Origin of the sequence: Virgibacillus proomii (assembly GCF_900162615.1) — a bacterium.
GTDB classification, from domain to species: Bacteria; Bacillota; Bacilli; order Bacillales; family Amphibacillaceae; genus Virgibacillus; species Virgibacillus proomii.
On record NZ_FUFN01000008.1, the window covers coordinates 92,127 to 108,528 of the forward strand.

Below are 16,402 nucleotides of genomic sequence, written 5' to 3' on the forward strand. Positions count from 1 at the left end.
CCTTTAGAAACTTTCAACTATTATAGGACTTATATGAAGGAATATCCCCAATTTTTTCAGCTGAAGTAATCGCTTTAACGATAGCTTCTTCTAATACTTTAGCAGCCATATTCCCTATTACATCAACAGAAACAGTTCGATCACCGGTAGCAAGTGCAAAAATAGTATCCCCATCAAGCATCGTATGTGCCGGGTAGATTGTTTTTGCCAACGCATTTTGCGCTACTTGCGATACTTTCGTAGCCTCTGCTTTTGTTAAAGCAACATTAGCAGCCACTACGCCAATAGTTGTATTCATTCCAGGGGAAATGTCACTTTCAAGACTCGTTTCTATATAATTAAGACTGTCGATAATTTTATTCGTGTTTGGATCAATTGGACCAGCAAGAATTTTACCACTTTGCGGATGACGAATATCCCCGAGTGCATTTACGCCAACTATTGCCCCAACTATAATTCCATCACCAAGCTGCATGGAGGCACTACCTAGTCCACCTTTCATACATTGTTTCATACCTGTTATTTTACCAACTGTTGCCCCACAGCCAGCACCAAAATTTCCTTGTGGAAACAACCCTTTTTCAGCCTTTTTAGCAGCTTGATATCCCATTTTCTGATCAGGACGTACCTTTTCGCTGCCAACTGCCAAATCAAACAAAACTGCACTCGGAACAATCGGAACCTTAGCAACTCCTACATCCAAACCAATCCCCTGCTCCTCTAAATATTGCATGACCCCGTCAGCAGCAGCTAAACCAAAAGCACTTCCCCCCGACAATGTGATTGCATGAACTTTATTAACCATATGAATTGGATTTAACAAGTCAGTTTCACGTGTCCCCGGTGCAGAACCCCGTACATCTACACCACAAACGGCTCCATCTTCAACAATTACAACAGAACACCCCGTCATTGCTATCATGTCTTCTATGTTTCCTACTTTAATTCCGGGAACATCCGTAATATTTCCGTAAAGCACGAATAGCCACCTTCTCTCTTTTATCTCGCATCTAAGATAGCGTAAGACTCTTACTTCAAGAGTTATAGAAAATACGAAGCAATCTAAGCGAGAGATAACTACACCTAAATGCCCGACTCGTTCAGGTCGACAGGACAAGAAAAGCTTCTTGGATAAGCATCGCACGAAGAAAAAGTGGTTTTCTTTTTCAAGGACAAGAAAAGCTTCTTGAATAAGCATCGCGATTTTTCAAGGACAGAGAAGCTTCTTGAATAAGCATAACACTAAGAAAAAGCGTTCTTCTTTTTCAAGGACAAGAAGGGCCACAGCAGCAATACTTCGCGGTTTTTGAAGGGCGTCGAGATTTCAGCCTTTGTTCTACTGCTATCAGTAAGAATCAAGGAAAAGCCCAACTGAACAAAGCTCTCTTTATATTTCTTTCTATTATAGCATCATTAAGAAAGAACTAATACTTTTCCGTACCTGGATGAAAATACTAAGATCCATATTGTCAAATACTGTATCAAGCGAAAAGCCTTTTGTCCTTTCTGGAATCTGTTCCTCTATTACACTCAAATTCTCCAAAAAGATCTACTGAATTATGGAGAAATTCTTTATTCAGATCAGCATTAATAATAATACATTTTCAAGATCTTAATAAATCTTCAGGTTGACCTAAAAAAACCTTACTGGAAAGTATTCCTTCCCCCTCAGCCTGAACTGCCTTCAATTTTTTAGGATTCCACGCTACTACTTTTACACTGTTTCTAATATCTACTTCAGCTATTGTTGGATTTCCAGCTCTCACACTGCTTGTTCCAAACTATATGCCAACAATTCTACCTTTTATTAATTGGCATATCTGATTGAAGCAATTATCCTATTTACCCTTTACGTATTTCCAATCAAGAAATAGCCTTCATAATTAAACGTATAAGTTTCTCCTTCTAACTTTTTCTAATTATCGTCATTAAAAACAATATTTTGTTGTTTATAAATAGATAATAATATTTTTTGTTGGATATACAAAAATAATGAAGATGATATTTTATACTTTCCTTAAATCATGTGAGAGGATCGAATGGAATGCATACTTTTCAAGAACGTTTGAAGGACTTAAGAATTGAACACGGATATCTGCAACAAGAATTAGCAAGCATTCTAAATATGAGCACAAGTGCTTATGGTTACTATGAACAAGGTAGAAATGAACCCTCTTTAGAAACGTTAAAGAAAGTAGCCGAAACATTTGGCGTGTCGACTGACTATTTACTTGGTTTAACAAACACAGCTAGTACGAACTATGAATTCAATGATCAATTAACACTTACAAATGAAGAAATGAACGTTGTGAAAAACATGAAGGATTTAGAGCTTTTACAGGAGCTTGGGGAAGATCCAAAAAATGTTGAAAGGCTTCAAAGGTGTTGGAAATTTATTAGAAATGAACTTTTTATCGAAAATAAGAACCAACAGTAAACATGAAAATGCACTTCTGTTCTAGAAAGCTGGCTTTCTCCCTTAGCTTAGCCAGCTTAATATAAAAAATTATCTACGCTCTCAAACTAACAAGTTACTGCATTTCTATACTAGTTTTAGATTTTAAAAATAATCTCCCTAGACAGATTAATGCCTATATAATGCCCCCGTATTTAACGATCCCTAAATCTGGAATAATTACTTAATGGTTAGTTTAAAGCAATAACATACAAAATAAATAATTCATTGACATATTAAGTAAGTAGGACTATGATGAATTTGAAATCGATTTCACCTTACTAAACTTGTCTACTCAAGTATACAAGTTTGGCTTTCATTTGCATGAACACTTGAGCAAAATAGAAAAAGGAAATACAGTTGGAGGTTGATTACATTGGCTATTGATAAGACAAGCTTTGTTCCCATTTATTTACAAATTTGTGAAGACTTAAAATCACAAATATTATCAGGAAAATATCAAAACGGAGATCGTCTTCCTTCTGAAAATGAATTAGTTGAACAATATAAAGTTACTCGTACTACGATCCAGCGATCTCTATCTGAGCTAAGCAATGAAGGTATTATCGAAAGAATTCATGGCAAGGGGACATATGTCCGCTTGAGGAAGGTTCGGGAAAACGTTTGGAATTTCAGTGGTTTTTCAGCTTATGCAAAGAAAACGAATCAACGGCCAATTACAAAAGTTATGAAGCATGAAATCATCACTAAAAAGCAAAAGAATTACTTAAAGTTAATTCGCCTACGTGGTTTTCAAAAGCAAGACAAGCAAGAATGGATGACGTTAGATACGTCCATTTTAAATTTAGAAATGTTTCCTACGCTAGATAAATATGATTTTTCTAAATTATCATTGTATGACACATTAGAAAAGAACTTTGATACAAAACCGAATTATGCACGTCTTCATGTGAAAGCGATTCACGCAAATGAAAAACTGATGAATTATTTCAAAATGACTTCCTCCTCCCCTTTACTAAATGTTCAAGGAACTGTTTTCGATCAACATGGAAGAGCAATTGAAAAAGTGAATGTTATCTATAGTGATCATGCTGATTTTAATGTAGTTATAAATATTTAAGGCTGTTTAAAGAATAATAGATATCAAGGAGGACAACCATGAAAAATCAAATCTTAGGAACACTTTATGGACTAGCAATTGGAGATGCTATGGGAATGCCGTCTGAACTTTGGAGCCGAAGAAAAGTAAAAGCATATTTCGGGAAAATTGAAACCTTTTTAGACGGCCCAAAATCAAATGATGTTGCCAAACACTTTTCAAAAGGCCAGTATACCGACGATACAACTCAAGCACTCATCATTTTAAATGCTTTAATGGAAACTGATTTTGAGCCAAAGGACCAAGTAATTGCTGAAAAGTTGATTGAATGGGCAGAAGAAATCCACGCATTTGATAATGAAATTCTCGGGCCAAGCTCAAAAGCCGCTCTTCTAGCGGTTAAAAACGGTAAGGATGCATCCGAAATCACAGCAAACGCTGTAACAAATGGTGCAGCAATGCGAATTGCACCAATTGGATGCTTATTTAACTCCAATCAATCCGATGCATTAATTAATTATGTATGGCGAGTTAGCAAAGTAACCCATGCATCCGATGTTGCTATTACAGGAGCTGCAATGATTGCAGGAGCCGTCAGTTCAGCCATGGAGAAAAAAACATGGGAAGAAATAGTAACAGATACGATGAATATTCATGACAAAGCACTTGCTTATGGTGCTGAAACCTTTAGTCCGTCACTAAAGGCACGTTTAGAGCTTGGACTCGAATATGCTCATAAATTCTCAAATGATGAAGAAGCGTTTTCCAATCATATTTATCAGGTTATTGGTGCCGGCGTATCAACAAGTGAATCTGTACCAACTGCATTAAGTATTGCTTATTATGCAAAAACTGTAGAGCGTTGTGCAATCTTAGCTGCCAATTTAGGAGGAGACACAGATACAATTGGAGCGATGGCAACTGCCATTTGTGGAGCAAAACAAGGTGCCGATGAAATGGATCCAAGCTATCTCCAAACCATTCATGATAATAATAAGGTTGATTTTAATCACTATGCACAAGCTTTACTGCACTACCGGAAAAATTAACCAAGGAGGATATTAAAAATGACTGAAAACAAGAACATGATTACCGTTCCTTCAGAAGAAAGAATTGGCAAACCGAACGATTTGTTTTTCATTTGGTTTGCTGCAAACATTGGTATTTTAGGTGTTGTATATGGCGCAATGATTGTTGGTTTTCAATTAAGCTTTATTCAATCGACCTTAGCTGCCCTGATTGCCGCACTTTCCTTCGTTCTTGTTGGCTATATTAGTGTGATTGGGAAGAAAAATGGTATTACCACGTTTATGTTATCAAGAGCAGCCTTTGGAACAAAAGGAAACTGGATTCCTAATTTTCTAGGATGGTTGAATTTAGTTGGATGGCTATCTGTTAATGTCGTTACGGGCACCCTGATTTTGCTTTCCTTAGCTACTATTTTTCATATTGACCAAAATAGTACCATCACATTGATTTGCTTGCTTATTTTTGCAACATTAGTTTTACTTTCTGGCTTATTGGATCAACAGCAATTAGCTAAATTACAAACATTTTTCACATATGTTTTTGGCGGACTGACGCTGATTATCTTAGTTATTCTTATTCCACAGACTGACTTTCAACAACTATTTTCTATGCCAAATGGAAGTTGGTTAAAAGGATTCCTTCCAGCTGTGTCTATCATTATGGCGGGGACCGGAATTAGCTGGTCGATTGCTGGAGCAGATTACAGTGCTTATCAGGTACCAACCAATAAAAATAATGCGATTATGTTTAGTGTATTATTTGGGGCTATTATTCCTTTATTTGTAATTATGTTTGTTGGTATATTATTAAGCACTTCTTTACCAAATATTGCAACGTCAGCAAATCCAATTGATGTAATTGCTCATGCTCTTCCATCATGGATTTCAGTATTTTATTTTATAACTGCAGTAGGTGGATTAATCCCACAGTGTATTATTAGCTTAAAATCAGCAAGAGTAAATTTAGAGACGTTAAATATACAAGTATCAAATCGAGGATCATTAATGATTCATGGTGCAATCATGATCCTAATCCCTGTTTATGTGCTCTTTATTTCACAAGACTTTCTATATAATTTTCAATTATTTCTTGGATTACTCGGAATTGGAATCGCTTCCTGGGCAGCTGTTTTTATAGCTGATTACTACTTCAATCGAAAATCCGGATATGATCTAAAGCTATTAGAACCCAAAGGATCACATTCTTTTAACAAAACCGGAATTATAAGCTGGTCCATTGGTGTAATTATCGGGTTTCTATTTACTAACACCGACTTTTTTAGCGGCCCATTTGCTGGGGGTATTTTTCGAGACAATAGTTTAGGATTATTACTTGCCTTTGCCTGTGGCTATATCGCCTATGTTCTTATCCATCCATTTATGAGTGATCGGAGGGAAAATAAATGAAACTGGAACAAACAGCAAATAAACATGTCTTAATTATTGGAGCTGCAGTAATCGATATGATCGTTCATGTAAACCAATTACCAAAAACAGGTGAAGACATTTACGGGAAGCATGTAGAAACGATGGTTGGCGGCTGTGCTTATAATGTACAACAAGTAATAAACCACTTTGGTATAAATCATGATTTATTTGTTCCAGTTGGTATTGGTCCGCATGCTCATATTATTCGTACACATTTAGAAAAGCAGCAAATACCGATTATTTTAGAGGACACGTCTAAGGACAATGGGTGGAATATTTCATTTGTGGAACCGGATGGAGAACGTACCTTTCTTACTATCCCCGGCTTGGAAACAGAATGGCGACATGAATGGTTTCAATGTATTCATCTAGCGGATTATGATTATATTTATTTGTCAGGATATGAACTGGAGGGAACCTCTGGTGAAGTATTAATTCAGGAAATCATGCAAAATAAAGCAAACCACGCCAAAATCATTTTTGATCCTGGTCCGCGCATCGCTTATTTAAATAAAGCTGTATTGGAGACCATTTTAACTGCAAATACAATTGTGCATTGTAACTTAAGCGAATTAAAGGAGCTTATGTCTGTTAAGACGGTGGAAGAAGGTGCAACTTTCCTATATCAAAAAACCAAAGAAGCAGTTGTCATAACAATGGGAGCAGAAGGCTGTTTCTACCTAGACAAGGACCGCTCTGGAATCATTCCAGCTAAATCAGTGAAAGTAGTTGATACCATTGGTGCAGGTGATTCCCATACAGGTGCTTTTATCAGCGGTTTAGCTCAAGGGTTAACCCTTGAGGAAGCATGTCAATTAGGTAACCGTACCTCCGAAAAAATCGTTCAGCAATCCGGCTGTAACTTGGCAAATATACTTTAAAAACGAAAACAAACATCCTGCTAATTTAACAGTAGGATGTTTGTTGTTAATTAAAATCTACAATTCATTGTATTCCCATTATTACTCAAGCTTTTCGCTCTGTAAAAAAACATATTCAAGTAAATCACACAAATTTATCCTCAATCTATACTTTTTAAATCCTTTATATAAGCTGCAACTTCTTCTAAGGTGGATGTTTTGACTTTATTAACAAAGTAGGAGCCAATTATAGCTCCATCAGCACCGTTTTTAAAAACCTCAGCTACGTCTTTTCTTTCTTTAATCCCAAAACCGACATAAATAGGTAGGTCGCTATGCTTTCTAATCCGTTGCATTGTCTCTATATAATTAGTAGGGACATGATCAAAGCTCCCTGTTTTTCCAACCCCACTCATACAATAAGCAAACAGACGATTATTTTTCAACTTTTCCTGTAAAGTAATATTGGAAATGTTCTCATTGTACAGCTGAATTGGGGATGGAAAGTCATTTAACGTAATCATTCTATCAACACAAAGCAGCCCATCATAATCCATTTTCTCATCCAGTAAATGGTATTTGTCCAAGCCGTCCTTATATGTCATTAAAACTATCTTAAATGAATATTTTTCTCGTATTTGCTGTAATATTTTGTTTAAATATACTTTATTAAAACCCTGTTGCAATACTTGTTTATGGCTATTTTGAATAATTTTTCCATCCATATGAGCATTGGCTACTGGTATACCTAATTCAAGTACATCGACATGATATTTTTCCATTATATCAAGAATGGAAAAAAATTGATGTTCATTTGGGTAACAACAAGGCAAGTAAAGTGCAAGTTGTTTCATATCCTTATCCTCCAATCAATTTAAGCAACAGTCCTAATAACGGGCCATATAAGGCGTAGTCTGTTTCACTAAGAATCCGCATAATCGAAGCATAGGATCCAATGTACGGTAGTAAAAGTGCTTGTCCAATAATCAAAATGAAACCATTGGTGAAAGAGCCGATTAATGCCCCACGTACACCCCCGGTGGAGTTACCAAAAATAGCTGTTACAGCTCCCGTAAAGAAAGTAGGAATAAGAGCAGGAAAAACTGCAATTGGATAATCAATCATTGCTAAAAAGACCATACCAACAAAGCCTGCAATTAAACTTGTTAAAAACCCTACAATTACTGACGTTGGATAATTTGGAAATAATAGAGGTACGTCTAATCCTGGCTTTGCATTTGGTATAACTTTATCAGCGATACCATGAAATGCAGGAATTATTTCTGCTAAGAGCATTCGTACGCCGGACAGTATTACTGTAATCCACAGACCAAATTGTAAACCGTTCAATAAAGAAAATGTAAAGACATCTCTTCCTTCACTAATATTATTGGTAACCCAGCTCGGACCAGCTATAAAAGATACAATAAGGAATAACAAAAACATGATAATTGTAAGCGCAATCGTCATTTCGCGAAGAAAGTTTAAACGCTTTGGAATTTTAATGTCTTCCAAATCACGCTCTTTATTTCCTAATAATCCACCAAGTTTTGCTGCTATCCAAACCCCACTAGAACTGGAATGACCAAGCGTAAACCCCTCCCCACCTTTTACATTCTTCATAAGGGGTGCAACATAAGAACAGGTGAAAGTTAAATAAAACCCTAAAATAAAGGAACCTGTTAATACTAGTGGGATAAATCCCATATTTGTACCAAATTTTAGTAGGGCAGCAATTAATCCTGCGTAAAAAAAGGATACGTGAGCAGACAAATGCACATATTTAAATGGTGTTAATCTGGCAAATAAAATATGGATAATAAATCCTAATGCAAATATTAATGCCATTTCTGTTCCTATTTCCACAAAGCTTTCTGTTTGTGCCTCTGCAAGTGTTGGAATTTCTGCATTCAGGTGAAAAACTTTACTTAGCATTGGCTGTAATGGAAGCAATGAAATTCCTAATGATTGCGCCCCAGTATTAATGAGTAAAAAGCCAATCATTGTTTTAGCAGTACTTGAAACTATTGAATCAAAGCTTTTTCTTTGTGCCAACAGCCCGATAAGTACAACTATACCGATTACAAATACTGCCTGACTGAAAACATTATCAATCAGATACATGATAAAATCCATAGTTGCTCTCTCCTTAGATCGTATTCAAATGCATGAATGAATTGTTATTTTAAAGAGTTTGATAGTTATTAAAACAACTGGATGTCCTAACCTTGAAAATATCTGGAGTAACCTATAGCGTGCATGAGTTACTCCAATAATTACTGTTTGTACATAAATGTTGATCTAATCTTCACGCCTGCATATATTTATCGAATTACTTTTAATAATTCAGTTCTTAACAACTCTTTATCCATCATATTGTCAATTCTCACTATTTTTGCTTTGGAGTGCCGTAAAATATCTGCAAAATCTGAGGTAGTAATGACAACATCATAATTATCTGCGCTAACAGAGCCAATATCTGAAGCCTCTACATTTGCTTGAATCCCTTCTTCAGCTAACACCTGTTGTGCAAAAACTCTAAGCATCATGCTACTTCCTACACCTGCTCCACAAACTGTAACAATATTTAACATTGTTTACCCTCCCTTTGAAATATTTTCATAATTTCCTTCGGTGTTTTTGCATTTAAAATTGCAGCTAATTTATCTTCTTGATTTAATACTCCAACTAACTCAGATAATGCAGTTAAATGGGTTTCATGATCTATAGCACAAAATCCGATAACAATTTTAACCGGATCATTGGTTCGATGACCAAATTCAATTGGTTCCTTCAATGTAACGATGCTAAAACCAATATCCTTTGCTCCATACTCTGGTCTTGCGTGAGGCATTGCTATACCAGGTGCAATGACAATATATGTGCCATTTTCGTGGACGTTATCAATCATAGCCTGGATATATGTTTGTTCAATAAGATTATTTTTCAAAAGTATTTCCCCACTACACCTAACAGCACTATCTCTATCTTTCAGTTCTGCTTGTGTCATAATTAACTTCTCATTTAGTACTTCTATTAACACAGGATTTGTACTCCTCTCTATTTTTGGCAAATTCGTTGCATCATGCTGAAAATAATTCTGTAATTTATTATGAAGTGCTACTGGATCATGAATGGTACAATAGGGATAAATAATATGAAGAATATCCAACACAAGTAACTCTTCTCCTTCTAACTTTTCAAGCATCAATGTTAACTTTTGTATATCTTCTTTAGATAGTACAGGATTAACAGTTACAACCTGTGTCTCATTCATTTCTAGCGGGACTGTCGTAATTACTAAATCAATTAATTCAGTCTGTACAATTTCATTGGCCTGTCTTGCCGGAAAAGAACCGAATACACGGAGATGAAATAAGTTCTTTAATTGAGTTGCTAACATTTGGGATGTACTCATACCTGTATCACAAACAATGATCACAACCGGTTTTCTGCGTATACTCTTTTTTTGTCTCTCCAAAGCAGCAGTGACATACATCGTAATGAATGAAGCTTCGTCTTCATTGAAAACAATACTTAGTTTCATTTCGATAACATGAATTGCTTTCAAGACATGCTGGTGAATATAACTATAATTTTCTTTAATCTCATCCAATACTGGATTAGCGATTGTTGTCCCATTTCTAATTCGATACAATGCAGGTCGCAAATGGGCAAGTAACCCATTAAATAATTGTGCATCTTTCATTAATGGCATCTGAAATGACTCTTCCAGTTGTTTTATAAACTCTCTGGTAACCATTTGTAAAGGTAACCACTGATCGTTTATATTTCCATATTGCTTTGCATCCTGCAAACTACTGCTGACAAGTTGAGCAGCAAAGTATAGAACTTCATTCTCAGGAAAATTAATATGGAAAAGACGATCTATTTCTTCTTTTAGGAAACAGGCAACTTCGTATTCCCTTGTTTCCCGAACACTATCTGCCGCAGCTCCTTTTTCTAACATTTTTTCCTGTTTTACACGTGTAATTGCAAGACCGAGATGAAGCATGACTCTAAAATAGGAATGATCAGAAATGATAATTTGAAGTTCTCTTTCTGCCATTCCAATAATATGAATAAGATGGTCAATGTCCTCAGAAGAAAGAAACTCATGGAGAATGGATTGCTTTGTATTAGAGATCTGAATGCGATTTCTTTTTTCCTCTCGAAAAAGCGCTAATAATGCTTTTCGGATAGCTAATTCGGTTCCTTCTATCTTTAAACCTTTATATGGATAGGACATTAGTGATAATTGATGAGAAATGAGCCATTTTTTCCACAGTTTCATATCATTAATGACTGTATTTCTGGAAACTTTTAAAAAGTTCGATAGTTGATCTATCGTTACATATCCATGCTGAATGAGCAAATAGTGCAATGCGTGATATTTTCGTTCTTCCGGAGTGTGATAGCTGAATTCTTCAAGGTCAAGAAGATCTTTTACCTTTTGCTGTTCAAGCTTATGAAGCTCTACCCGGATGCCGGCTCCTTTTTGACGTTGCAATGGCGAAAAGGAATGTTTATTAAAAAAATCGTCTATTTCCATCAAATCATTGTAAATTGTACGCTCACTAACTGAAAAATGGTCAGAAAGTTCGTTGATCGTAAAAAATTGATCATTTTCCATTAACAACAGCATAAGATCTCTAGCTCGACTATTCATCTTATCTCCACCTCATCTTCATTATAAGTTCCTATGTAAAACGGTACCAAGACCAAATAATTGCAGGTTAACTTGCAATTATTTATGAATCTGTTTCAAACGCGAATTGCAATTTGTTATATAATAAAGAAACTATCTGCTAGCTTTATTCTCATATAACAAGTTTTATTTATTTGTGTAGTTTATCCAAATAAGGTATTCCTACTTCCTATAATGCGAAACTTCATTCCCCGTTGATAAAAGTATTAGAAAAACTTAGCTTTTTCGCCAAGTCTTTAGCGAAAGCTGTAGCTTTTCTTATACTACAAAGCCTACAGTTTTATACTTTCCTATAGTGGAACAAGAGCTAAAATCTCAGGCAACCATGAAAACCGCGATGTATCGCTGACGTAGTTTTCCTAGTCCTTGAAAAATTGCGATGCCTGTTCGAGTAGTTTCTTCTAGTCCCATTGAATCCGTTTAAATACCGCTATTTCCCACTTAGATTTCTCCATATTCCGTATATCTATTGAAAGTCTTACAGAATCTTAAATGCGAGATAAAAGAACCGTAAATAAAAGATCATAAAAAAATCCCCCTTTGAGCAGGGGGATTTATCACTTATCTATTTTATTCATGCATGCCAATTACATTCTTTGTTTAACCATTTTATCTGCTAAAGCTTTGTTCAATAGTACATATTTATCGTAACTCATTCAATTTCGTATATTCGTTCTCCATGCTTTATCTTTGTCAATCATCTTCTGAACTGCAAAGATCGCTAAAAATTGGACAATGATAATAGGAATTCCCATCAGCCCGGAAACTATTTCTAATGGAGGCAATCCACCCATCCGCATCATAATGAATGTAGTCCAGTAATTACTGCCACCACGATAATTCGTAAATATTTAGAAGGCACAAATTTACTCATATTATCTGTACTTGTATACGATGCAATTAAGACGTAGAGTCACGCGTTGTCGTTAAGAAAATCATCATAACCGTTATGTTAAACGGATTGTCTTTTACCAAAAACGCTTTCTTTAGCAACTACTTCTCGCTTTATAGTCAGTAGATTTTCACGCATGGACTTGTTTTCAATTATCGAAACACTGGGAAAAAGCACTCTATCATAAGCAACAAGAATATTACCATCTTCTCCACTATTGACAAATCCCATCGAAACATAAACCACTCCGCCTGTTTCCATCTTTTCTTCATCTTCTCCGTTGCTACTTCTAATGTTCATCCATGTCTGAAGCCTCTATGTCAAAAATGGTATTAAGGTACGGTAATTCCATTAAATTTACCATCAAGCTGATACGTATCCTGTTCAGTTACCAGCACCTCTCCATCCTCCTGTAAATAAGCAACGATTTTACTTTGCTCTATAGAATAATCTACTGCAAAAACTAGAATGGGTATTATCAATATACCGATTACTAGTGCAACTAACAGGTGAGCTTCTTAACCATAAATTTACCTCCTTATAGCACTGAAACTAAAAAAGTTCATGTGCATATCTTAAATTACAGTTAAGAAGCTCATACAAACCGTTATTTTCGTTTCCGCATCATATCTAAAGCCTTTACAGGTTTTGTCATTTCTATTTTTACTATCATCATAGGATGTGCAGCCCGTTCAATTGGTTCTCCACTTTCATCCCACATCTTATTTATTTTTTGATATACATGAGTGAATCCAGGACCATAGAATTCAACCTCATCCCCTACCGAAAAACTGTTCCGCTGTTGAACGGTCGCAATTTTTGTTGTTTCGTCATAATCAAGAACTTGTCCGATAAATTTATACACAGGAATTTTTCTTCGTTTACCAAATAATTGCTGTTTTTCATCGGGAACCCCATAATAGAAACCAGTCGCTAGTTCCCGTTGAGCTACTTTCCACAACTCGTCTTCCCATGCTTGCTGAAATACAAAGTTATGCGGATCATTGCAATATGCATCTACAATACTGCGATAAACATTCGATACCGTCGAAACGTAATGGATAGACTTCATTCTACCTTCTATTTTTAAGCTGTCGACACCATTTTCGATAAAATCGGGAATATGATGGATCATCGACATATCCACCGCACTCATGGAAAATGGTTCATCAGCATCATCGCTATAAACAGGTTGTCGTTTCCCAGTTACGTCCATTTCAAACAAATCATATTTCCAACGACATGATTGGGAACATCCCCCCCGATTTGCATCTCGTGCTGACATATGATTCGACAATGTGCAACGGCCAGAATATGAAATACACATCGCTCCATGAATAAATGCCTCTATTTCTATATCTGTATGTTGTCTTATTTCTTTAATTTCTTCCATGCTTACTTCCCTTGCAAGTACCACTCGTTCTAATCCTTCATTTTTCCAAAAATTAAGCGTTTCATAGTTAGTTGCCGATGACTGGGTGGATAAGTGAATTGGCAACCCGGGAGCTTCGGTTATACAAATTTCAATTAAAGCAGGATCTGATACAATTACCGCCCGAATACCAATATCTCTGATCTTCCGAAAAAAATCACCAGCTCCTTCCATATCTCCTTCATGAGCAACCATATTGGCAGCAACATACACATGTGCTTGATGCTCTTTTGCAAATCTTACCCCGTCTTGCATCTCCTCATAAGTAAAGTTTCCTGCTCGACTCCGTAAGCCATACGCATTTCCGCCAATATAAACAGCATCGGCACCATAATGAATGGCTGTTCTTAACTTTTCCAGCGTTCCAGCCGGAGCTAAAACTTCTGGTTTTTTTAAATTTTTTTGCATTTCTTACCCCTAACCTTTCATTCCTCTTTAAACAGATTTTAACTACTATTATTTAATTTCATCTGGATCTTTTAAAAAGAAGCCTTCATCTAAGCTTCGCTGCTGTGGGTGAAGCTTCCAGATTTGTTCATTCAAAGATTCAATTAATGACGATGACCAGTTATCGTTTATTAATGCTTCTTTTGCTTTAATAAAAAGACTTGCAATCTGAACAAAGCTTTCCCTAGGTGTAAAAATGCCATCTAATTTCCAGCGCTTCAAATTAGCATGATACAATGTTTCTAAATGAGGCAACAAATTAATATCGCCCGTATTAAAAATATGCGTTCCATTTGTATCTTCATAAATGGAATAATGTGTATCGGGTTTCTTAGGCTCAGACAAATATAGGTCGTTATTCTCCGTACGCTGCACTTTCGTGAAATTAAAATAATTGGTAACTAATGGACGCTTCGAATGGTGAATACATGTTGCACCATAAACTAAAACCTCGACTGGCACCATTGCTTCAGCTGCAATTGCTGTTAATTCTTCATACGTCAATTCTCTAGCTAACACAGTTCCAACAGCTCCACGATTTGCCCAAAAGTTAACCTGCTTCCCACTAGTAATCATCGTATGTGGGTCATAAATGTACGACAAATTCAATTGATTTGTTTTTAACAGATGAATAACACCAGGGTCACCTACTGTAATTGAATTTACTCCAATGTCCTGTAAAATTTCCATGTATGGAAGAACCAATTTAATCCGATCATTATGCATAATTGCATTCATTGCGACACAAACTTTTTTCTGATTCCGATGAGCAAGATCGGTAATTTCCTTAAGCTCTGCTTGAGAAAAAGAGGCCGGTAACCGTAAACCAAACCTATCTTCTCCAACATACAATGTATCAATACCAACATTTATTAATGCTTCAGCTTGCTCTATCGATTCTGCTGTAGCTATAAGTTCAATCATTCACAACCATCCTTATACATAAATTTATAGAGGAATTTTTCAATTTTTCCTAATTTAAATACGTGTTCCAAAAGAGGGGGATAGACCTGAGAACGGCTAAAATCGTGGGCATCCTTGAATGACTACGGAAGCCTTATCCCTGAAAATTAACGATGTTTGCTATCGACGTTTTTCCTTGTCCTGAAAAAGAGAATCACGTTTTCTCTCGTAAAGCGTATTGCTGTCGAAGTCGAAACCGTCCTGTTACAACTTCGACACTCTCACTTTCTGCTAAGTCAACATTTGAAACGTCCCTTTTACAAGGCTTTTTGAACATATTTTATTAACTATTCCATCTACTAATACTATTTTCCCTGAAAAGCCTTCACACAAAGACAGACTTTTATCCTAAAGCACGTTTATGAGCATTTATGTTAAATTAACTGATTCCAGCTCAGAAGTTTACTTCTCCCATGGAAAAGTACAAAATAATCATAACATAAAATTGAAGTGGATTGTATGGGATATTAATGGCGTTAAGATATATCTTACCTCTATACTTAGTAAACGAAGTCAAGCTGGCTGTGAATTGCCAGTTTGACTTATGCTTTTTATATTACCAACCAATGCTCTGCTTGGGATTTATTTTTTATTGGAAAGTGTTCTATTTCTATTTCTGGTATTAGGCTTTCAAGCTTTAGACTCTTTTTTATCCATTTTTCATCACTAACCATAGCAATTTTATTAATATCCTTTACATATTTCCCTAGTTTAAATTCTTCTTTAATTCCGTTTAATGTCACACCTTGCATTTCATCCATAACAAGTAAAATAGTAACCTTACTATGTTGTTGTCGTTTCATCATAAAAAATTCTTTAAATTGGTGAATATCTTCTCCTGTAACCTTTTCTTGAATCTCTACTTTTAAAACATTGTCAAATGGAGCTGATTTCATTTTAATCATCCATTTCGCCTCCTATAACAGAGTTGTAAAAAAGAGATGAGGGATAGACAGTTAATTCTTCTGTTAAACTAAGCTTAACACTCACTTATATTTTTGTTCCCAGCACATTATTTCCTTAAACATCTGGTTAAAAAACGAAACTTTATCCAAAGACCATACACGCTACTCATTTCACTTAAAATTGCTTCTACTGGCGCTCTACCATTAGAAACCAGTTCGTGTTT

17 protein-coding genes are annotated in these 16,402 nt (G+C 35.8%); 5 read left to right on the forward strand and 12 right to left on the reverse strand.

The features are described 5' to 3' along the window. Nucleotides 1-13 precede the first annotated feature (13 nt). Nucleotides 14-979: a P1 family peptidase gene (locus BN1066_RS01390; protein ID WP_281250240.1), complete on the reverse strand. Its 966-nt coding sequence runs from the start codon at nt 977-979 to the stop codon at nt 14-16. Nucleotides 980-1,604: 625 nt separating this feature from the next. After that, complete coding sequence (locus BN1066_RS20420; protein WP_218668059.1) at nt 1,605-1,766, reverse strand: hypothetical protein; 162 nt, start codon at nt 1,764-1,766, stop codon at nt 1,605-1,607. 278 nt (nt 1,767-2,044) lie between these two features. Here BN1066_RS20420 and BN1066_RS01395 point away from each other — a divergent pair, with 278 nt between their 5' ends. From BN1066_RS01395 to BN1066_RS01415, 5 genes are all read left to right on the forward strand, one after another. Next, a complete protein-coding gene (locus BN1066_RS01395) occupies nt 2,045-2,437 on the forward strand; it encodes a helix-turn-helix domain-containing protein (protein WP_077317738.1) in 393 nt (130 codons plus the stop codon). 394 nt (nt 2,438-2,831) lie between these two features. Then, nucleotides 2,832-3,536 carry a GntR family transcriptional regulator gene (locus BN1066_RS01400; protein ID WP_179104258.1) on the forward strand — a complete coding sequence of 235 codons (705 nt, stop codon included), beginning with the start codon at nt 2,832-2,834 and terminating at the stop codon, nt 3,534-3,536. Between the two features lie 38 nt (nt 3,537-3,574). After that, entirely contained in the window at nt 3,575-4,564 is a 990-nt protein-coding gene (locus BN1066_RS01405) for an ADP-ribosylglycohydrolase family protein (RefSeq protein ID WP_077317740.1), read from the forward strand. Nucleotides 4,565-4,582: 18 nt separating this feature from the next. Further along, nucleotides 4,583-5,950 carry a purine-cytosine permease family protein gene (locus BN1066_RS01410; protein ID WP_077317741.1) on the forward strand — a complete coding sequence of 456 codons (1,368 nt, stop codon included), beginning with the start codon at nt 4,583-4,585 and terminating at the stop codon, nt 5,948-5,950. Continuing rightward, nucleotides 5,947-6,852 carry a PfkB family carbohydrate kinase gene (locus BN1066_RS01415; RefSeq protein WP_077317742.1) on the forward strand — a complete coding sequence of 302 codons (906 nt, stop codon included), beginning with the start codon at nt 5,947-5,949 and terminating at the stop codon, nt 6,850-6,852. Before BN1066_RS01410 ends, BN1066_RS01415 begins: the two co-directional genes overlap by 4 nt. Nucleotides 6,853-6,992: 140 nt before the next feature. On the opposite strand, the gene trpA is transcribed toward BN1066_RS01415, so the two are convergent. The 10 genes from trpA to BN1066_RS01455 all read right to left on the reverse strand — a co-directional run bounded on the left by trpA (nt 6,993) and on the right by BN1066_RS01455 (nt 16,178). Continuing rightward, nucleotides 6,993-7,685, reverse strand: a complete 693-nt coding sequence (gene trpA / locus BN1066_RS01420; protein WP_077317743.1) for a tryptophan synthase subunit alpha — start codon at nt 7,683-7,685, stop codon at nt 6,993-6,995. Between the two features lie 4 nt (nt 7,686-7,689). Next, on the reverse strand, nt 7,690-8,967 hold the full coding sequence (locus BN1066_RS01425; RefSeq protein WP_077317744.1) for a PTS ascorbate transporter subunit IIC: 1,278 nt from the start codon (nt 8,965-8,967) through the stop codon (nt 7,690-7,692). 188 nt (nt 8,968-9,155) lie between these two features. Further along, nucleotides 9,156-9,425 (reverse strand): PTS sugar transporter subunit IIB, encoded by a 270-nt coding sequence (locus BN1066_RS01430; protein ID WP_077317745.1) that lies wholly within the window; start codon nt 9,423-9,425, stop codon nt 9,156-9,158. After that, a complete protein-coding gene (locus BN1066_RS01435; RefSeq protein WP_077317746.1) occupies nt 9,419-11,500 on the reverse strand; it encodes a BglG family transcription antiterminator in 2,082 nt (693 codons plus the stop codon). The genes BN1066_RS01430 and BN1066_RS01435 overlap by 7 nt, the downstream gene beginning before the upstream one ends. Before the next feature lie 695 nt (nt 11,501-12,195). Continuing rightward, complete coding sequence (locus tag BN1066_RS21090; RefSeq protein ID WP_179104259.1) at nt 12,196-12,342, reverse strand: hypothetical protein; 147 nt, start codon at nt 12,340-12,342, stop codon at nt 12,196-12,198. Between the two features lie 149 nt (nt 12,343-12,491). Next, nucleotides 12,492-12,731 carry a hypothetical protein gene (locus BN1066_RS01440; protein WP_077317747.1) on the reverse strand — a complete coding sequence of 80 codons (240 nt, stop codon included), beginning with the start codon at nt 12,729-12,731 and terminating at the stop codon, nt 12,492-12,494. Nucleotides 12,732-12,763: 32 nt separating this feature from the next. Further along, nucleotides 12,764-12,913 (reverse strand): DUF2207 domain-containing protein, encoded by a 150-nt coding sequence (locus BN1066_RS19710; RefSeq protein ID WP_143695715.1) that lies wholly within the window; start codon nt 12,911-12,913, stop codon nt 12,764-12,766. A gap of 125 nt (nt 12,914-13,038) precedes the next feature. After that, the gene (locus BN1066_RS01445; RefSeq protein ID WP_077317748.1) at nt 13,039-14,271 is read right to left on the reverse strand and encodes a peptidase U32 family protein; all 1,233 of its coding nucleotides are present in this window, start codon (nt 14,269-14,271) and stop codon (nt 13,039-13,041) included. A 48-nt stretch (nt 14,272-14,319) separates the two neighbouring features. Continuing rightward, nucleotides 14,320-15,234, reverse strand: coding sequence for a peptidase U32 family protein (locus BN1066_RS01450; RefSeq protein WP_077317749.1), 915 nt, complete (start codon nt 15,232-15,234; stop codon nt 14,320-14,322). Nucleotides 15,235-15,824: 590 nt separating this feature from the next. Next, nucleotides 15,825-16,178, reverse strand: coding sequence for a SpoIIAA family protein (locus tag BN1066_RS01455; RefSeq protein WP_077317750.1), 354 nt, complete (start codon nt 16,176-16,178; stop codon nt 15,825-15,827). Nucleotides 16,179-16,402 lie beyond the last annotated feature (224 nt).